This is a genomic window from Brevundimonas sp. UBA7534, assembly GCF_002479325.1.
Classification (GTDB): Bacteria; Pseudomonadota; Alphaproteobacteria; order Caulobacterales; family Caulobacteraceae; genus Brevundimonas.
This window is the reverse complement of the sequence record NZ_DLMO01000108.1, coordinates 1-18,445: the sequence shown is the minus strand read 5'-3', so window position 1 is coordinate 18,445 and position 18,445 is coordinate 1. Positions and strand designations below refer to the sequence as shown.

Annotated in this window: 19 protein-coding genes; 10 read left to right on the top strand and 9 right to left on the bottom strand. The window is 68.5% G+C overall.

From position 1 onward, the window contains the following. Nucleotides 1–48 precede the first annotated feature (48 nt). Genes pyrC through ruvX form a run of 4 tightly spaced genes read right to left on the bottom strand, consistent with a single transcriptional unit; the run spans nt 49 to nt 3,732 of the window. The gene (gene pyrC, locus B2U11_RS08460; protein ID WP_292071063.1) at nt 49–1,326 is read right to left on the bottom strand and encodes a dihydroorotase; all 1,278 of its coding nucleotides are present in this window, start codon (nt 1,324–1,326) and stop codon (nt 49–51) included. Then, nucleotides 1,323–2,306 (bottom strand): aspartate carbamoyltransferase catalytic subunit, encoded by a 984-nt coding sequence (locus tag B2U11_RS08455; RefSeq protein ID WP_292071062.1) that lies wholly within the window; start codon nt 2,304–2,306, stop codon nt 1,323–1,325. The genes pyrC and B2U11_RS08455 overlap by 4 nt, the downstream gene beginning before the upstream one ends. A 23-nt stretch (nt 2,307–2,329) precedes the next feature. Further along, nucleotides 2,330–3,253 carry an AEC family transporter gene (locus B2U11_RS08450; RefSeq protein ID WP_292071061.1) on the bottom strand — a complete coding sequence of 308 codons (924 nt, stop codon included), beginning with the start codon at nt 3,251–3,253 and terminating at the stop codon, nt 2,330–2,332. After that, nucleotides 3,253–3,732 carry a Holliday junction resolvase RuvX gene (gene ruvX, locus B2U11_RS08445; protein ID WP_292071060.1) on the bottom strand — a complete coding sequence of 160 codons (480 nt, stop codon included), beginning with the start codon at nt 3,730–3,732 and terminating at the stop codon, nt 3,253–3,255. Before ruvX ends, B2U11_RS08450 begins: the two co-directional genes overlap by 1 nt. Nucleotides 3,733–3,783: 51 nt before the next feature. Here ruvX and B2U11_RS08440 point away from each other — a divergent pair, with 51 nt between their 5' ends. The 6 genes from B2U11_RS08440 (at nt 3,784) to adhP (ending at nt 10,040) form a co-directional block, all read left to right on the top strand. After that, a complete protein-coding gene (locus tag B2U11_RS08440) occupies nt 3,784–4,296 on the top strand; it encodes a hypothetical protein (RefSeq protein WP_292071059.1) in 513 nt (170 codons plus the stop codon). Between the two features lie 101 nt (nt 4,297–4,397). After that, a complete protein-coding gene (gene gatC / locus B2U11_RS08435; RefSeq protein WP_249750809.1) occupies nt 4,398–4,685 on the top strand; it encodes an Asp-tRNA(Asn)/Glu-tRNA(Gln) amidotransferase subunit GatC in 288 nt (95 codons plus the stop codon). Between the two features lie 2 nt (nt 4,686–4,687). Continuing rightward, the gene (gene gatA / locus B2U11_RS08430) at nt 4,688–6,166 is read left to right on the top strand and encodes an Asp-tRNA(Asn)/Glu-tRNA(Gln) amidotransferase subunit GatA (protein ID WP_292071058.1); all 1,479 of its coding nucleotides are present in this window, start codon (nt 4,688–4,690) and stop codon (nt 6,164–6,166) included. Nucleotides 6,167–6,238: 72 nt separating this feature from the next. Then, nucleotides 6,239–7,216, top strand: a complete 978-nt coding sequence (locus tag B2U11_RS08425) for a GAF domain-containing protein (protein WP_292071057.1) — start codon at nt 6,239–6,241, stop codon at nt 7,214–7,216. A gap of 136 nt (nt 7,217–7,352) precedes the next feature. Further along, on the top strand, nt 7,353–8,870 hold the full coding sequence (locus tag B2U11_RS08420) for an aldehyde dehydrogenase family protein (protein ID WP_292071056.1): 1,518 nt from the start codon (nt 7,353–7,355) through the stop codon (nt 8,868–8,870). Nucleotides 8,871–9,008: 138 nt separating this feature from the next. After that, nucleotides 9,009–10,040, top strand: coding sequence for an alcohol dehydrogenase AdhP (gene adhP / locus B2U11_RS08415; RefSeq protein WP_292071055.1), 1,032 nt, complete (start codon nt 9,009–9,011; stop codon nt 10,038–10,040). A 74-nt stretch (nt 10,041–10,114) separates the two neighbouring features. Here adhP and B2U11_RS08410 read toward each other — a convergent pair whose 3' ends face one another. After that, nucleotides 10,115–10,459 carry a hypothetical protein gene (locus tag B2U11_RS08410; RefSeq protein WP_292071054.1) on the bottom strand — a complete coding sequence of 115 codons (345 nt, stop codon included), beginning with the start codon at nt 10,457–10,459 and terminating at the stop codon, nt 10,115–10,117. A gap of 95 nt (nt 10,460–10,554) precedes the next feature. Between B2U11_RS08410 and gatB the strand changes: the two genes are divergently transcribed. Further along, nucleotides 10,555–12,057 (top strand): Asp-tRNA(Asn)/Glu-tRNA(Gln) amidotransferase subunit GatB, encoded by a 1,503-nt coding sequence (gatB, locus tag B2U11_RS08405; protein ID WP_292071053.1) that lies wholly within the window; start codon nt 10,555–10,557, stop codon nt 12,055–12,057. 62 nt (nt 12,058–12,119) lie between these two features. Here gatB and B2U11_RS08400 read toward each other — a convergent pair whose 3' ends face one another. The 3 genes from B2U11_RS08400 to B2U11_RS08390 all read right to left on the bottom strand — a co-directional run bounded on the left by B2U11_RS08400 (nt 12,120) and on the right by B2U11_RS08390 (nt 14,819). After that, entirely contained in the window at nt 12,120–13,130 is a 1,011-nt protein-coding gene (locus B2U11_RS08400) for an RcnB family protein (RefSeq protein WP_292071052.1), read from the bottom strand. 156 nt (nt 13,131–13,286) lie between these two features. Beyond that, nucleotides 13,287–13,871 carry an RcnB family protein gene (locus B2U11_RS08395; protein ID WP_292071051.1) on the bottom strand — a complete coding sequence of 195 codons (585 nt, stop codon included), beginning with the start codon at nt 13,869–13,871 and terminating at the stop codon, nt 13,287–13,289. Nucleotides 13,872–13,979: 108 nt separating this feature from the next. Continuing rightward, the gene (locus tag B2U11_RS08390; protein WP_292071050.1) at nt 13,980–14,819 is read right to left on the bottom strand and encodes a sulfotransferase family protein; all 840 of its coding nucleotides are present in this window, start codon (nt 14,817–14,819) and stop codon (nt 13,980–13,982) included. Between the two features lie 75 nt (nt 14,820–14,894). Between B2U11_RS08390 and B2U11_RS08385 the strand changes: the two genes are divergently transcribed. Both B2U11_RS08385 and B2U11_RS08380 read left to right on the top strand, forming a co-directional pair. Further along, nucleotides 14,895–15,620 (top strand): glutathione S-transferase family protein, encoded by a 726-nt coding sequence (locus B2U11_RS08385; RefSeq protein ID WP_292071049.1) that lies wholly within the window; start codon nt 14,895–14,897, stop codon nt 15,618–15,620. A 173-nt stretch (nt 15,621–15,793) separates the two neighbouring features. Continuing rightward, nucleotides 15,794–16,105, top strand: coding sequence for a sel1 repeat family protein (locus B2U11_RS08380; RefSeq protein ID WP_292071048.1), 312 nt, complete (start codon nt 15,794–15,796; stop codon nt 16,103–16,105). 12 nt (nt 16,106–16,117) lie between these two features. On the opposite strand, the gene B2U11_RS08375 is transcribed toward B2U11_RS08380, so the two are convergent. Then, nucleotides 16,118–16,870, bottom strand: coding sequence for a polysaccharide biosynthesis/export family protein (locus B2U11_RS08375; RefSeq protein ID WP_292071047.1), 753 nt, complete (start codon nt 16,868–16,870; stop codon nt 16,118–16,120). Between the two features lie 120 nt (nt 16,871–16,990). Here B2U11_RS08375 and B2U11_RS08370 point away from each other — a divergent pair, with 120 nt between their 5' ends. Further along, entirely contained in the window at nt 16,991–18,430 is a 1,440-nt protein-coding gene (locus B2U11_RS08370) for a GumC family protein (protein WP_292071046.1), read from the top strand. Nucleotides 18,431–18,445 lie beyond the last annotated feature (15 nt).

Below are 18,445 nucleotides of genomic sequence, written 5' to 3'. Positions count from 1 at the left end.
GCTTGACCGTGGTCAGTCTTGGGGGCGAATGCGGCCGGAAGTCGGCCTTCAGTGAATCTTGCGCCCCGCGACCCATGTTCCGGCGACTCGGCCTTGCAGGCGGCGACCGTCGAAGGGCGAGTTCTTGGACTTGGAGCGCAGGGCGTCGGCGTCGACGATGATCGGCGCGCCGGGGTCGAACAGGACCAGGTCGGCGGGCGCGCCCTGGGCCAGGACGCCGGCGTCGAGGCCCAGCAGGGCGGCGGGGCCTTGCGTCAGGGGACGCAGCACGTCCAGCAGGTCCAGCCCGTCCTCGTGGTGCAGGGTCAGGGCGGCGGACAGCAGCGTCTCCAGACCCACGGCGCCGGGCGCGGCCTCGGCGAAGGGGCGGCGCTTGTCCTCGGCCGGGGCGGGCGCGTGGGCCGAGGTGATGACGTCGATCAGCCCCTCGCGCACCGCTTCGATCAGGGCCTGGCGGTCGGCTTCGGAACGCAGCGGCGGGTCCAGCCGGTAGAAGGTGCGGTAGTCGCCGATGTCCACCTCGTTGAAGCACAGATGGTTGATCGAGACGCTGACGGCGACCTCCAGCCCCTTGGCGCGGGCGCGGGCCAGCGTCTCCAGCGCGCCTTCGGTCGAAATTTGATCCACCAGGAACCGCGCGCCGGTCTGTTCGACCAGGGCCAGGTCGCGCTCCAGCCCGATGCGCTCGGCGATGGCGGGGCTGCCCGACAGGCCCAGGCGCGTGGCCAGTTCGCCGGAGGCGGCGACGGCGCCTTCCGTCAGCCAGCGGTCGGCCGGGCGGCAGGAGATCAGGGCGTTGAAGGCGGCGGCGTAGCTCATGACCCGTTGCAGGGTGCGGCTGTTGACGATGACCTTGTCGCCGTCGGTGAAATACAGGGCGCCGGCCTCGTCCATCAGGCCGATCTCGGCCATGCGCTGGCCGTCCAGGGCCTTGGTCGCGGCGCCAGCGGCGCGGACGTTGACCAGGTTCAGGGCGGCGCCGCGCCGCTGGATGAAGTCGACCATGGCCGGGTCGTCCACGGCGGGATCGGTGTCGGGCTGGACGACGATGGTGGTCACGCCCCCGGCGGCGGCGGCCAGGCTGGCGGACTTCAGCGTCTCCTTGGGCTCGGCGCCCGGTTCGCCGGTCTTGACCCGGATGTCGATCAGGCCGGAGGCCAGGCACAGGCCGTTCGCATCGACGATCTGGACGCCCTCGGGACGATGCGTGGCCTGGCCCTTGACGACTTCGGCGATGCGGCCGTCCTCGATCAGGACGGCGCCGGGACCGTCGTAGTCCGTCGCGGGGTCCAGCAGGCGGGCGTTGACGATGGCGAGACGGGTCATCGGGCATCCCCCCAGCGGGCGGAGAGGGAGGCTAGCACCGCCATGCGGGCGGCGACGCCCATCTCGACCTGATCCTGGATCAGGGAGACGTCCAGGTCGTCGGCGACATCGGAATCGATCTCCACGCCGCGGTTCATGGGCCCAGGGTGCATGACCTTCGCGCCTTCCTTGGCCCAGGCCAGCTTCTCGCGGTCCAGGCCCCAGAAGCGGAAATACTCGCGGGTCGAGGGGACCAGGGCGCCGGCCATCCGCTCGAGCTGCAGGCGCAGCATCATGACCACGTCGCAGCCCGCCAGGCCCTCGCGCATGTCGTGGAAGACCTCGCAGCCCCAGCGGTCGGCGTCGCCGGGCACCAGGGTCGGCGGGCCGATCAAGCGCACGCGCGCGCCCATCATCTGCAGCAGGGCGACGTTGGAGCGGGCCACGCGGCTATGGGTGATGTCGCCGCAGATGGCGACGGTCAGGCTGGTGACGTCACCGAACGCTCGATGCAGCGACAGCAGATCCAGCAGGGCCTGGGTGGGGTGTTCGTGACGGCCGTCGCCGGCGTTGACGACAGCGCAGCCGACCTTCTGGCTCAGCAGTTCGGCCGCGCCCGAGGCCGAATGGCGGACCACCAGGATGTCGGGCTTCATCGCATTCAGGGTGACGGCGGTGTCGATCAGGGTCTCGCCCTTCTTCACCGAGGACGAGGCGACCGGCATGGTCACGACGTCGGCGCCCAGCCGCTTGGCCGCGATCTCGAACGAGGAGGAGGTGCGGGTCGAGTTCTCGAAGAACAGGTTCACGACCGTGCGCCCGTGCAGGACGCCCAGCGCCTTGTCCGACTGGCGGTTGAAGTCGACGAAGGCGTCGCCGAGGTCGAGCAGTTGTGGGACGACGTAGGGGTTCAGGTCCGAGGCGGCGAGGAAATGGGCCTGGGGGAACGGGATCAGCCGCTCCCGGATGGTCTGTTCGGTGACGGGGTGCGGCTGGGTCATCGAGACGCGGCTATAGGCGGGACTCAGACGAAATGGAACAGCATCAGCAGCACGGGCATGGTGATCGCCCCGCCCACCGTCGTCAGGGCGATGACGCCGGCCATCAGCGGCGCGTCGCCGCCCATCTGGCGCGCCAGCATATAGGAGGCCGCCGCGCCGGGCGTCGCGCCGCATAACAACGCCAGGGACTGGGCCAGCTGGTCCCCGCCCATCAGGCGGCAGACGCCCCACATCAGGAAGGGCATGATCAACAGCTTGACGACGGAGACGGCCAAGACGGTGGTGCGTCGACGCATCACCTCGGCGAAGCTGAGGCCCGCCCCGGCGACGATCAGGCCCATCGGCAGGGCGGCGTTTCCCAGAAGTTCGAGGATCCGGTCAAGCACCGGGAAGCCCGGAACGCCGGCGAAGTTCAGCGTCAGGCCGATGACGCAGGCCATCAGGATCGGGTTGCGCAGCATGGCCTTCATCAGGGCCAGGGGCGAGACCCCGCGCTGGTCGGCGCCCCACCGCGCCAGCACGGCGACGCAGGCGATGTTGGTCACGGGAATGATGCAGGCGATCATCACCGCCGCCACGGCCAGGCCGCGCGCATCGAACAGGCTTTGGACCACCGGCAGGAAGACGAAGCTGTTCCAGCGGATCACGCCCTGAAAGACGCTGGTGTAGGCGGGACCATCCAGCGTCAGGAACGGCTTGGCCATCAGCGCCAGGGCGGCGATGACGATGACGGAGACGACGGCCGCGCCGCCGGCCGCGCCGGCGCTGGGTCCAGACAGGTCTGCGTGCCAGATGGCCGGGACCAGAAAGCCGGGATAGAGCAGGTTGATCGACAGCTTCTCGATCGGCCGCCAAGTCGCGTCGGGCAGAAAGCCGGATTTTCGCAGGCCGTAACCGACGGCGATCAGGACGAAGACCGGCGCGATGCCGAGAACCAGTCCGCCCATCAGATCCAGGTGGCCTGGTCGCGCACCCGGTCCAGCGCGCCCTGCAGGATCCAGGCGGCGGCGGTGCGGTCGACCACATTGGCGCGCCGCTTGCGGTTCAGGTCCAGGTCCTCGATCAGGAAGCGCTCGACGGCGCTGGTCGACAGCCGCTCGTCCCAGAACGCGACGTTCACGGGACGCAGCCGCTCCAGGTTGCGGGCGAAGGCGCGGCAGGACTGGGCGCGAGGTCCCTCGGTCCCGTCCATGTTGACCGGCAGGCCGACGACCAGGGCCGACACCTTGCGGTGATCCATCAGCTTGAAGAGATGTTCGGCTTCATGCGTGAACTTGGACTTGCGGATCAGCTCCAGCGGTGAGGCGATCATGCGCGTGGCGTCCGACACCGCCACGCCGATGGTCTTCTCGCCCAGGTCCAGGCCCATCCAGGGCGTGTCGGGCGGGCAGGCGGCGGGCAGGTCAAGAAGGTCAAGGACGGGCACGGCCTGCGGTTAGGGCTGGCGCGCGGCGAAGTCAAAGGCGATGGTGCGGTCATGACACGTGCGATCCTGATCCTGACGGTCATTCTGGGCCTGACCGCCTGCGACGACGCCGAGGCGCCCGTCAGCCGGGCCAAGGCCGCGCCGCCCCCCACGCCGATGTCGGTCGCCAAGGCGCCGGCCCCACCGAGCGGTCCGGGCGCGGTCACGCCGGCCGTGCCGTCCGCGGAGTTGCAGGAGGCGGCCAGCGTCTCCCAGCTCCAGCCCATGCCCCAGTTGAACGCCAAGGTTTACAGCGTTTCGGGCGGCGATCCGGCGGTGAACGGCCTGGTCACCTATCTGGCCCTGTTCGCCGGTTCGGCGGACGGGTGGCGCAGCTATCCGCTGGGGGATTACGCCGAATGGCGCGTGGTCGAGGCGACGGCGGGGCGGATCGTGCTGGCGGTGCGCCAGGATACGGCGGGGCCGGACGGAAACATCCTGAGGCGCTCGCGCCACGTCCACGTCGGCTTCGCCTGGAACGACGGCGCACCGCCGGATGCGGTGACGGTCAACACCACGTCCTGAGCGGGGCGCCGATCCTTGTGAATCCGGCGCGACGCCGCTAATCCGGCCGTTCGACTTCACGTTCGGCGTGAGTTTCAACTTCATTGTGTTTGGAGGGCCGCATGGCCATCGACGCCGCGACGGTGCGCAAGGTGGCGCATCTCGCCCGCATCAAGACCCCCGAGGATCGGCTGGAGCCGCTGGCGCAGGAGCTGAACGGCATCATGCAGTGGATCGAGCAGCTGAACGAGGTCGATGTCGACGGCGTCGAGCCCATGACCTCGAACGTCGCCCAGCCGCTGCGCCTGCGCGACGACGTCGTGACCGACGGCGGCAAGATCGCCGACGTCCTGTCCAATGCGCCGAAGTCGGCGGACGGCTTCTTCGTCGTGCCCAAGGTGGTCGAATAGTCATGAGCGACCTGACCAAATTGACCCTGAAGGGCGCCGTCGACGGCCTCAAGGCCAAGGACTTCACCTCGGCCGAGATCACCCAAGCCTTCCTGACCAACATCGCGGCGTCGAACCCGACGCTGAACGCCTATGTCGAGGTGACGGCGGACAAGGCGCTGGAGATGGCGCGCGCGTCTGACGCCCGTCTGGCGACGGGGCAGGGCGGGGCGCTGGAAGGCGCGCCGCTGGGGATCAAGGACCTGTTCTGCACCGACGGCGTCCAGACCACCGCCGGCTCCAACATGCTGCGCGGCTTCGTGCCGCCGTATGAATCGACCGTGACCGCCAATCTGTGGCGCGACGGGGCGGTGATGCTGGGCAAGCTGAACATGGACGAGTTCGCGATGGGCTCGTCCAACGAGACCAGCGCCTTCGGCCCGGTGAAGAATCCGTGGAAGTCCCAGACCTCCAACGCCGAATTGACGCCGGGCGGATCGTCCGGCGGCTCGGCTTCGGCGGTGGCGGCGGACCTGTGCCTGGCCGCCACGGCGTCGGACACCGGCGGCTCCATCCGCCAGCCGGCCGCCTTCACCGGCACGGTCGGGATCAAGCCGACCTACGGCCGCGCCAGCCGCTTCGGCATGGTGGCCTTCGCCTCTTCGCTGGACCAGGCCGGCCCGATCACCAGGACGGTCGAGGACGCGGCGCTGCTGCTGAAGTCGATGTGCTCGTTCGATCCGAAGGATTCGACCAGCCTGGAGATCGAGACGCCGGACTGGACTGCTTCGGTGGGGCAGTCCGTGAAGGGCCTGCGCATCGGCGTGCCGCGCGAATACGTGGTGGACGGCATGCCGGCCGAAATCCAGGCGCTGTGGGACCAGGGCGTCGAATGGCTGAAGGCCGCCGGGTGCGAGATCGTCGACATCAGCCTGCCGCACACCAAATACGCCCTGCCGACCTACTACATCGTGGCGCCGGCCGAGGCGTCGTCGAACCTGGCGCGCTATGACGGCATGCGCTTCGGCCATCGCGCGAGCGAGGCCAAGTCGCTGACGGACCTCTACGAGACCAGCCGGGCGGAAGGCTTCGGCAAGGAGGTTCAGCGTCGCTTGACCATCGGCGCCTATGTGCTGTCGGCCGGATTCTATGACGCCTATTACGTCCGCGCGCTGAAGGTGCGTCGCCGCATCGCCGAGGACTTCGACAAGGTCTGGGGCCAGGTGGACGCCATCCTGACGCCGTCCACGCCGTCGGCCGCCTTCGCCATCGGCGACAAGCAGATCGATCCGGTGACGATGTATCTGAACGACGTCTTCACGGTGACGGCCAACCTGGCGGGCCTGCCGGGCATTTCGGTGCCGGCGGGCGTGGATTCGGGCGGCCTGCCGCTGGGCCTTCAGGTCATCGGCAAGGCGCTGGACGAGGCGACGGTGTTCCGCGTCGGCAAGGCGCTGGAAGACGCGGCGGGCTTTGCGGCCAAGCCGGAGAAGTGGTGGTAGGAAGGTCGCATTGACGCCCGCTCGGCGCGGGCGTTTGATGCTCCCGGAACGACAACGCCTTGGGAGCGAACCATGGGCGAGCGGACGGGAAACGATCACAGCGACCTGATCAAACAGGTGCTGGACGACGGGGCCGGGCCGGCGCGGTCGGCGCTGGCGGCGTCGTGGCGACGGTCGATGACCCTGTATGGCCTGGACCCCGAGAGCCGGGGCCAGGTCGCCACCCTGACAGAGACCCAGTTGCGCGCGGCGCGCGAGGCGATGGAGCCGATGACCCGCGCGGCCCAGGGCGTGCTGGATCGGCTGTTCCTGGCGGTGGGGGACGCAGGCTGCTGCGTCCTGCTGTGCGACGCCGACGGGGTGCCGGTGGAGCGGCGTGGCGCCGCGACCGACGACGAGACCTTTCACCGCTGGGGCCTGTGGCCCGGCGCCGTCTGGTCCGAGGCGGTGGAAGGCACCAATGGCATTGGCACGGCCCTGGCCGAGAAAAGGCCCGTCACCATCCACCGCGACCAGCATTTCCACGCCCGCAATACGGGCCTGAGCTGCAGCAGCCATCCGATCCACGACCCGCTGGGGCGGCTGGCGGGGGCGCTGGACGTCTCCTCGTGCCGGGCGGATCAGACCGAGGCCATGCTGGGGCTGATCAGCGCCGCCGTGGCCGACGCCGCGCGCGCGATCGAGGCCCAGGCCTTCCGCCAGGCCTTCGCCGACGCGCGCATCGTGCTGGCGGGCGATGCGGCCGAGCGCAACACGGCCGCCCTGTTGGCGGTGGACCGGGACGACCTGGTGGTCGGAGCGACGCGGGCGGCGCGTCTGGCGCTGTCGATCACCGACGAGCGGATCGCCGGACAGCTGGCGGCGTCCGAGGTCCTGGGCGGCGCCGGGGCCATCGAGGCGGACCTGCTGGAGGCCGAGCGCGGGGCGGTGCGGCGCGCCCTGGCGCTGAACGGGGGCAACGTGTCCGCCGCGGCCCGGGCGCTGGGCGTGAGCCGGGCGACCCTGCACCGCAAGCTGCACCGCCTGGGCCTGGCCGGCGCGCCTCACTGAGCCAACCTGTCGCAAAGCTGAGACAGGTTTGCGCCGCACCATGAGCGGCCGGTCTGGCACCAGGGCCGCGTCGAGCAGAGCTTCCGATCCCAACGACGTCGATCAGCGACGCCAGAGGATCCGTCAGGAGGCTTTGATGACCAAACCCGAATTCGTCCGCGCCGCGACCCCCAAGTTCAAGGCGCGTTATGACAACTTCATCGGCGGACAATGGGTCCCGCCGGTCAACGGCCGCTATTTCGAGAACACCTCCCCGGTGAACGGCCGCGTCCTGTGCGAGGTCGCCCGCTCGGACGCGGCGGACGTCGAGAAGGCGCTGGACGCCGCCCACTCCGCCAAGGACGCCTGGGGCAGGACCAGCGTGGCCGAACGCGCCGTCATCCTGAACAGGATCGCCGACCGCATCGAGGCCAACCTGCAAGCCGTCGCCGAGGCCGAGACCTGGGACAACGGCAAGCCGGTGCGCGAGACCCTGGCCGCCGACATCCCCTTGGCCATCGACCACTTCCGCTATTTCGCCGGCTGCATCCGTGCGCAGGAAGGCGGCATCTCGGAGCTGGACCACGACACGGTCGCCTATCATTTCCACGAGCCGCTGGGCGTGGTCGGCCAGATCATCCCCTGGAACTTCCCGATCCTGATGGCGGCTTGGAAGATCGCGCCGGCCCTGGCGGCGGGCAACTGCATCGTGCTGAAGCCCGCCGAGCAGACCCCGGCCTCCATCCTCTTGGTCGCCGAACTGATCCAGGACCTGCTGCCGGCCGGCGTGCTGAACATCGTATCAGGCACGGGCGTCGAGGTCGGCGAGCCGTTGGCCACCAATCCGCGCATCGCCAAGATCGCCTTCACCGGTTCGACCGCCGTCGGCCAAAAGATCATGGAATACGCCACCAAGAACATCATTCCGGTGACGCTGGAGCTGGGCGGCAAGTCGCCCAACATCTTCTTCAAGGACGTGATGGATCACGACGACGCCTTCCTGGACAAGGCGCTGGAAGGCTTCGCCATGTTCGCGCTGAACCAGGGCGAGGTCTGCACCTGTCCTTCGCGCGCGCTGATCCACGAGGACATCTATGAGGCCTTCATCGCGAAGGCGATCGCCCGCGTCGAGGCGATCAGACAGGGCGACCCGCTGAACCCGGAAACCCAGGTCGGCGCCCAAGCGTCGGACCAGCAGCTGAAGAAAATCCTGTCCTATCTGAAGATCGGCAAGGACGAAGGGGCCGAGGTGCTGACCGGCGGCGAGCAGGCGGTGCTGAAGGACGACCTGGCCGGCGGCTATTACGTCAAGCCGACCGTGTTCAAGGGCACGAACGACATGCGGATCTTCCAGGAGGAGATTTTCGGACCCGTCCTGGCCGTGACCACTTTCAAGACCCTGGAAGAGGCCATCGAGATCGCCAACGACACCGAGTATGGCCTGGGCGCCGGGGTGTGGTCGCGCGACATGAACACCGCCTATCGCGCGGGCCGGGCCATCCAGGCTGGTCGCGTGTGGACCAACTGCTATCACCAGTATCCGGCCCATGCGGCCTTCGGCGGCTACAAGAAGTCGGGCATCGGGCGCGAGAACCACCGGATGATGCTGGACCACTATCAGCAGACCAAGAACCTGCTGGTCAGCTACAGCCCGGACAAGCTGGGCTTTTTCTGACCTGGATCAAGGACGGCCGCGTGTCGGTCGTCCACCCTGACCGTGCTCTCCGATTCCTCCCCGAGAGAGCACTTGCCTGGGCGGGCCGATATCCTGCTTTCGGTCCGCCCGCTCTTTTCCCGAGAGACGAGGTGTCCCATGCCCAAGACCATGAAGGCCGCCGTGGTGCGCGCGTTCGGCCAGCCGCTGACCATCGACGAAGTTCCGGTTCCCGAGCCGGGCCCCGGCCAGATCCAGGTCAAGATCGAGGCGTCCGGCGTCTGCCACACCGATCTGCACGCCGCCGAGGGCGACTGGCCGGTCAAGCCGAACCCGCCCTTCATTCCCGGCCATGAGGGCGTCGGCTACGTCTCGGCGGTCGGCGCCGGCGTCAAGCTGGTCAAGGAAGGCGACCGGGTCGGCGTGCCGTGGCTCTATTCCGCCTGCGGCCACTGCAAGCACTGCCTGGGCGGCTGGGAGACCCTGTGCCACGAGCAGGAGAACACCGGCTATTCGGTCAACGGCGGCTTCGCCGAATACGCCATCGCCGATCCCAACTATGTCGGCCACCTGCCCGACAACGTGGAGTTCACCGAGATCGCGCCGATCCTGTGCGCGGGGGTGACGGTCTACAAGGGGCTGAAGATGACCGACACCAAGCCGGGCGACTGGGTGGTGATCTCGGGCATCGGCGGCCTGGGGCACGTGGCGGTGCAGTACGCCAAGGCCATGGGCATGAACGTCGCCGCCGTGGACGTGGACGACGCCAAGCTGGACCTGGCCCGGCGCCTGGGCGCGACGGTGACGGTCAACGCCAAGACGTCGAACGATCCGGCGGCCGAGATCAAGGCGCAGACCGACGGCGGCGCGCAGGGCGTGCTGGTCACGGCGGTTTCGCCCAAGGCGTTCGAACAGGCGGTCAACATGACGGCGCGGGGTGCGACCATCGCCCTGAACGGCCTGCCGCCCGGCGAATTCCCGCTGTCGATCTTCGACATGGTGCTGAACGGAACGACCGTGCGCGGCTCCATCGTCGGCACGCGGCTGGACCTGCAGGAAGCGCTTCAGTTCGCCGGCGAGGGCAAGGTCAAGGCGACCGTGGCGGTCGAGCCGCTGGAGAACATCAACGACATCTTCCAGCGCATGCACAAGGGCCAGATCGAGGGCCGGGTGGTGATGAAGATCAACTGATCCCGGCGGATCGGAACGAAAAAGGGCGGCCGGAGCGCATCCGGCCGCCCTTTCTGTTTCGGGTCGCTGGTCGTTCAGGCCGCGGGCAAGGCCTTCAGGTCCGCGTCGATGGCGGCGATCACGGCGTCGGTGATGTGGCCCTGGGAGAAGGGGGCGACCTGGCGCAGGGTCATGCCCTTGAACTGGCCATAGGCGGGGTGGTCGGCCAGGCCGGGCAGGTGCTTGTCCATCACAACCTTCGTCGCCGGATCGGCGACCAGGGCCTCGATAGAGCTTTCGATGGTGGGACGCGCCGCGGCCGGCGCATGGCCGGCGTGGGCCGAGTGGTCTTCGGCGGGGGCCGGCGGGGCGGCGGTCTGCGCCGAGGCGGCGCCGGCGGTCACGACGAGGACGGTGGCGAGGAGGAGCGACTTGGTCATGGAAATCTCCGTTGAGGCGTGCAGATGAGCGCGGTTTCGCGACATCCTCAAGACAGCCCCTTTCTCCCGGCGTTGCGGGAGGCTAGAGCGAAGGCATGACCGATACGACCGCGAACACCAAGCTCATCCAGGGCCGCACCGGCCCGTGGGAAATCGTCATGGGGCTGGAAATCCACGCCCAGGTGGCGTCGAAGGCCAAGCTATTCTCCGGCGCCGCCGTCGGCTTCGGCGCGGGGCCGAACGAGCAGGTGTCGCTGGTGGACGCGGGCTTTCCCGGCATGCTGCCGACGCTGAACAAACACTGTGTGGAACAGGCGGTGAAGACCGGCCTGGGCCTGCGGGCGAAGATCAACAAGCGCAGCCAGTTCGACCGCAAGAACTACTTCTATCCCGATCTGCCGACCGGCTATCAGATCAGCCAGCTGTTCTACCCGATCGTCGGCGAGGGCGTGGTCGAGGTGGAGGCCGAGGACGGCAGCTTCTTCAACGTCGGCATCGAGCGGCTGCACCTGGAGCAGGACGCCGGCAAGCTGATCCACGACCTGTCGCCGACCGAATCCTACGTCGACCTGAACCGGGCGGGCACGGCCCTGATGGAGATCGTCTCCAAGCCGGACCTGCGGTCGCCGGAAGAGGCCGTCGCCTACGTGAAGAAGATCAGGACCATTCTGATCTATCTGGGCACCTGCGACGGCGACATGGAAAAGGGCAACCTGCGCGCCGACGTGAACGTGTCGGTCTGTCGCGCCGGGAACTACGACAAGTTCAAGGAAACCGGCGATTTCGGCTATCTGGGCACCCGCTGCGAGATCAAAAACGTGAACTCGTTCCGTTTCATCTCCCAAGCCATCCAATACGAGGCGCGCCGCCAGATCGAAATTCTGGAGGACGGCGGCAAGGTCGATCAGGAGACTCGCCTGTTCGACCCGACCAAGGGCGAGACCCGCTCGATGCGCTCCAAGGAAGAGGCGATGGACTATCGCTACTTCCCCGACCCGGACCTGCTGCCGCTGGACCTGGAAGAGGCGTGGATCGCCGACATCAAGGCCTCGCTGCCGGAACTGCCGGACGACAAGCGCAAGCGGCTGATGAGCGAATACGGCCTGTCGCAGTACGACGCGGTGGTGCTGATCTCGGAACAGGCCAAGGCGGACTACTTCGAGGCGGCTGCGAAGGGGCGAGACGCCAAGCTGGTTTCGAATTGGGTGACGAACGAGGTGTCGGCGCGCCTGGCGGCGGACGGCAAGGATTTCATCGACAACCCGCTTCCCGCCGCGCATGTGGCCGAGTTGGTCCGGCTGATCGAGGAGGGCGTCATCTCGTCCAAGATCGCCAAGCAAGTCTTTGACCATGTCTGGAACGGCGAGGGCTCGCCGGCCGAGGTGGTCGAGAAGCACGGTCTGAAACAGGTCACCGACACCGGCGCCATCGAGAAGGCGGTGGACGAGATCATCGCCGCCAATCCGGACAAGGCGGCGGCGGTGGCCGAAAAGCCCCAGGCCATCGGCTGGTTCGTCGGCCAGGTGATGAAGGCCACCGGCGGCAAGGCCAATCCGGCGGCCGTCAACGACATCCTGAAAGCCAGGCTGGGCCTCTGAGCCTCCGGCGCGACGAAAAGAGGGGCCCGGAGATCGCTCTCCGGGCCCCTTGTGCTGCGCGGCTACCAGTTCCAGGCGTTGCGGATCACCTCGATGATGTATCCGTCGTAGTCGTCGATCAGATAGATCGTGTTGTCGACCGCCACCCAGCGCGTGCCTTCGGGCGGATAGCCCAGGCCGTAGGTCCGCCAGTCGTCCAGGCGATAGCGCCAGAAGGTGTCCGGCAGATACTGTCCCACCGACCAGGTCCGGCCCCAGTAGGAGCGCGGGACGCTGTAGTAGCCCCAGCCCGGCGCGAAGTAGAAGCCGATCCTGACGCCGCTGTAGCCCCTGAAACGGCGGTCGTTCCGCCACCAGTCGGCGCGGTGGTTGCGGTAGAAGTCCCTCCGCCATTGATCGCGGTCGAAGCGACGGTGGAAGTCGCCGTGATTGCGGTCGCGATCCCGCCGATTCCATCCGCCGTTCGGGCGGTCGGGCCGGTCCGGACGGTTCCAGCCTTCACCAGGGCGATTCGGACGGTCAGGGCGGTTCCATCCCTCGTTGGGCCGGTCGGGACGGTTGGGGCGGTCTGGGCGATTCCAGCCTTCGCCCGGACGATCCGGGCGGTTCCACCCTTCGTTGGGGCGATCGGGACGGTTGGGGCGATTGGGGCCGTCCGGCCGATCCGGCCGACCCTCAGATCCTCCAGGGTGATTGGGACCGCCGCCGGGGCGATCGGGTCGATCGGGACGATCCGGCCGCGACGGGCCGCCCGTCGACGTGCCGGGTCTGTCCGGCCGGTTGGGGCGGTTCCAGCCTTCGTTCGGCCGCTCGGGACGGGACGGGCGGTCGGTCCTGTCGCCGCCGACATCCGGGCGAGCCGGCCGGTCCGGGCGCGCCGGTCGAGGCGTCTCCGCGCGGGGCTCGGACGGCCGTTGGGGACGATCTTCGGTCCGGGGCGAGCGACGTTCAACGGACGGACGTTGCGGGCGGTCGGCCCGATCCTCGCGCTCCTGCGCCAGGGCTTGGACGGGCGCCGATAGCGGACCGGCCAGGGCGGCGATGGCGGTGAAGGCCATCAGCAGGCGTTTCATGGCTTTCTCTTCCTCGAATGCCGCCTTCTTGCGGCTTGTGGTCCACTGTCGCGCCCCGTCCATGAACCCGATCTGAACGTTGTTCGGCGCCGCGCGTATAGAAAACCCCGCGAGCAGGGCTCGCGGGGTCTGCAAACAAGCTGGCTCTGGCCGGCGTCAGTAGACGTTGGACAGGACGCTGGCGATCAGGCCGGTGGCGACCGCGACCAGCAGGATGTCGCTGCCCGCGTGGACGTAGCGATAGCCGCGGGGCGCCGGGCGCAGGCCATAGAAATAGGGATCGCTCACATAGTAGTTGCGGTACTGGGCCGGCAGATAGCCGCCGGTCCGCCAGCGATAGCCGTAATAGCGCGGCTCGACCCGATAGTAGCCGTGGCCAGGAGCGTACCAGTAGTTCCGGCGCGGGCCGGTGTAGCCGCGGAAGTCGGAACGGCCGCGCCACCAGTTGGTGTTGCGCCGATCCCAGCGGTCATTGCGGAAGTCACGTCGGTCGTCGCGACGCTCGTCACGATAGTCCCGCCGGTCGTCGCGTCGATCCCGGCGATACTCGCCGCGGCTCCGATAGTCGCCCTGACGCCAGTCGCGGCGGTCGTCACGGCGTTCGTTGCGGAAATCGCGGCGGTCGTCACGGCGATCCTGGCGGTATTCGCGCCGGTCGCGGCTCTGGGCCTCGGCGAGCATGGGGACGGCCGTGGTCGACAGCGCGAGGGCGACGACAGCGGCCTTGGTCAGGCGGTTCATCTGCTGCTCCGATCTGAAGCCGAAGGGCGGCTTCTGTTGATGGAGCCAGCTTCGAGCCGGGCGCATGAACTCGTCCTGAACGATCGTGTCAGGATGGAAACGTCGCCCTCAGACGACGGGATACCCCTGGGCGGCGACATAGGCGACGTCGGCGGGGTCGAGATCAGAGAGATCCTGCCGGCGGAAGGCGCCCATCGACTCCGGGATGCGGACCTCGGCCGCCGTCGCCTCGATGGCCTGGGTATCGGCCGGCCGGCCGCAAAAGGTCAGGATCTCCGCGCAGACCGCGCGCGGCTCGCGGCAGAAACGGTCGAAGTCCACATTCAGGATGCGGCCGGGAAACTGGCGCGTCAGGGTCTCCATCCGCCGCTGGACCGCGCACCAGTAGGCCAGGGCGTCGCGCGGCGTGGACTGGACCTCTCGCGCCAGGAAGACCGGCCCCCAATAGGCGCGCTGGTTCTGGTTGCGGCTGAAGGCCATGTCCAGGCCGTTTCGAACAACATGGATGTAGAGCAGGTCGGGCCGCAGGGTCAGGAAGCGGTCGGCGAAGACGTGGGTGGGCGGCAGCTTCCACCCCCATAGCGGCGGAGGCGTGTCGGCGAACGGCCCCTCCACGAAGGTCCGCGCGCGTTCCGTCAGCCAGGGCTCGGAATACTGGGGGTGCGGACGGGCGGCCAGCGTCCAGGCCAGGTCGACGGCCTCGGCCGAGGGACGCCGGCCCTGGATGCGGTCGAACAGGAAGCCGGCCAGGCGGGCGAACTCGGGCTCGGTCGCGACGGCCAGGTCGCGCCGGTTCATCAGCAGGGCGGCCCATAGATTGTCGTTGGGCATGTTCAGGTCGGAGCCCAGGTCGTAGCCGGCCTGGCGCAGCAGTTGGGCGATCATCCGCGTGCCGCTGCCGCCCAGGGCGCCGATGGCGACGGGGCCGGTTTCTGAAAGCTGGCCCAACCAACGACTCCTTTGCGCGAACCGCGCCCGGCGATACCGTGGCGGGAAGGTTTCCGTCAACGCGAGGCTCGCTTCATGACCCGGCCGATCGAACTCTGGTACTGGCCCACGCCCAACGGCTGGAAGGTCTCCATCGCCCTGGAGGAGATGGGGCTGGCCTATGAGATGAAGCCGGTCAACATCGGGGCGGGCGAGCAGTTCACGCCCGCCTTCCAGGCCATCAGCCCCAACGGCCGGATGCCCGCCATCGTCGATCCCGACGGACCGGGCGGAGAGCCGATCTCGATCTTCGAATCCGGCGCCATCCTGCAGTATCTCGGCGCGAAGTCCGGCCGCTTCTACCCCTCCGATCCGCGCGGGAAGGCCGAGGTCGACCAGTGGCTGTTCTGGCAGGTCGGCGGGCTGGGGCCGATGGCGGGCCAGACCCACCATTTCCGCCAGTACGCCCCGGCCATGATCCTGGACCAGCGCCAGATCGCCTATGGCGTGCGACGCTATACGGACGAGACGCACAGGCTCTACGGCGTGATGGATCGGCGCCTGGCCGACCGCGACTACCTGGCCGGCGACTATTCGATCGCCGACATGGCGGCCTGGCCGTGGATCCTGCCCGCGCTGCAGGGACAGGATCTGGGGGATTTTCCGAACCTCAAGGCCTGGATGGCGCGCGTGGGCGACAGGCCGGCGGTCCAAAAGGGCAGGAGCCTGGGCGAGGAACTGCGCCGGAACCTGGCGGCGTCGGGTCGCGAGGCCGAGGCCGCGCGACGGATGCTGTTCGGCCAACGCGCGCGCAAGGAATGAACGAAAGATTGCCGATGGGTTTCAAGGGTGTGAAGACGAGCCGGAGTATTCATTCCTGCTTTACTGAAAAGATCGTCGGCCGCCCCATCGCGTTAACTTTAACTTCAAAACGTGGGTATTTGATCGCGTATCAGAGGCGGGCCCCAGAACGGCGCCCGACGGGAGATACGGTGATGAACGCGCAAGAAATGGCGCACGACCTGCAGGCCGGTGCGCAAGACCAGGGCCTGCCGCTGCCGACGCCGGACATGTCGGGCGACGACCTGTTCAAGCTGGGCATGATGTATTCGGCCGGCTCGGGCGGGTGCCCGATGGACCGGGTCTCGGCCCACATGATCTTCAACCTGGCGGCCATGAAGGGCTCTGTCGAGGCGCGCGTCTATCGTCGCGAAATGAGCCAGGAGATGGAACGCGAGGAGCTGGCCGAGGCCCAGCGCGCCGCGCGCCGCTATATCGACCAGGGCGTCGTTCGCCTGGTGGCCTGACGGCCTGCGCCGTCAGGACGAGGCATAGGTGTTGCCGTTGATGGCGTAGCTGAAGCCGACCGGCAGGGCGCTGCGCACCTGGGTGAAGAAGGCCGCCAGTTCGCCCAGGGTCGAACGCGGCACGAAGACGATGTCGCCCCGTCGAAGAGCCACCACCTCGGCCCGGCGGGGGCGAAGGTCGATCACACGCATCATCCGGCTTCCGCCCGGCCCGCGCCGGACCAAGGCGACGCTGTCAGGCCGTGCGCTGGGCATCAGCCCCCCCGCCTGGACCACGGCCTGGTAGGCGTCCAGGTCTCCGACCATCTCGATCACGCCGGGGGTGCGCACCTCGCCGTCGATCCAGACGCGGATCGGACCGGCCTGGCGCAGCGTGACCTCGATCACCGGCCGCACCAATTGCGAGGCGTAGGCGGCCGAAAGCCCCTGCTGAAGCTCGGTCAGGCTGCGATCCGCGGCCATGACGTTGCCGATCAGGGGCAGGGCGATGCGCCCGTCCGGCGCCACGCGAAGGGTGCGCGTCAGTTCGGCCGCCGTGGGCATGGCGACCTCGATCTCGTCGCCGGGGTAAAGCAGATATTCCGGCTCCGCGTCCGTCCAGTCGGCGAAGGGGATGCCGGGAAAATCGCCCGGGCTCGCGGCCTGGACGCGCGGGGAGCCCGCCGGGCGGGGCATCCGCGCACCGTTCCCGCCGCCGCACGCCGCCAGCAGCGGCAGGGCGGTCGACCCCAGGGCCATCAGGAACAGGCGGCGATCAGGCGTCATGGAATCGGTCGACCGGGCTTTGAAGAGCGTCGAGCCAGCGTCGTCTCTTATGGGTAACCAATGGTTAATGCGCCTGGGCGAAGGGTGGTCTGAACAAGCGTTTATGGATTCGGCCCGCCCATGCCCTCGACGGCCCATGTCACGGCAAGACCACGCTACGGCGTGCTGGACGTCGTGGGGCTGCTGTTCCGCGAGTTGGTGCTGATGATCGTGATCTTCGTGGTGATCTTCGCCATCGGGGCGGCGTTGGCCTTCACCCTGAAGCGCACCTACACGGCCACCGGCGCGGTGTTCGCCGGCGTGGGCCAGGAATATGTCTATCGCCCCCGCGTCGGGGCCGACGGCCAGGCCCAGGCGCCGCAGGGCGACGAGGTCGCCAACGCCGAGGCCAGCATCCTGAGCTCCAGCCAGGTGCGCCAGCGCGTGGTCGAGGCGCTGGGACCGGCCGCCATCCTGGGCGAAAAGCCCAAGGGATCGCCGGAGCGCGCGCAGGCGGCGGCGCGCAAGGTGGTCGGAACCAGCCTGGGCGTCGGCACGGCGCCCGGCAGCGCCGTGATCCAGCTCAGCTACGAGGCCGACGATGCGGAACGCGCGGCGCGGGTGCTGAACGCCGTGATCGACCAGTATCTGGCCTATCGCCGCGAGGTCTTCCTGGACAAGACGCCCGCCATCGCCAGCCAGCGCCGGGCCTTCGAGGGCGATCTGGCCCAGGCGGACCAGGCCTATGAGCAGTTCCTGGCTTCGAACGACATCGGGGATTTCGCGGCGGCGAAGACGACGCTGGCGGCGACCTATCAGACCACCTACGCCGAACGGCTGTCGGTCCAGGCCCAGCTGAACCAGGCGGCGCGCCGGTTGCAGACCCTGGTGGCGCAGCAGAACCAGACCCCGGCCGAGGTGGCCCTGCAGCAGGATCTGAACATCTCGGCCCAGGATCAGGTGCTGCAGTTGAGGACGGAGCGCGAGCAGTTGCTGTCGCGCTATACGCCCGAGGCCCAGCCGGTGAAGGACATCGAGGCGCGCATCGCCCAACTGCAGCAGTATGTGGCCACCGGAACGGCCGTCGGCCCGCGCGAAGTCCGCACCGGGCCGAACCCGATCTGGACCGAGCTGGAGAGCACCCGGATCAACACCCAGGCCGAACGCGACTCCCTGGCCGCCCGGTTGGCAGTGCTGGACCGGCAGTTGTCGGAGATTCGCGATCGCCAGAGCCATCTGACCGCGCTGGAATCGGAGAACTCCACCTTAGCCGGCGCGCGCGAGGTGCTGAGCGCCAACATTCGCGAGTTTCAGCAGCGCGAGAGCCAGAGCCGCGCCGACAACGCCCTTGTCGCCGCCGGCGCCGACAATGTCACCGTGATCGAGCGCGCCCAACCGCCCGCCACGGGCAAGAGCCTGAAGATTCCCGCCTTGGCCGCGGTGTTCCTGTTCGCCGGCTTCACGGCCCTTTGCGTGGGTCTGCTGAGGGTGTTCACGCGCCGGGGCTTCACCACCCCGGCGTCGGTCTCGCGCACCCTGGACATGCCGGTGCTGGCGGTCGCGCCGGCCAAGGGGCGCTAGGGTCCGTACTCAATA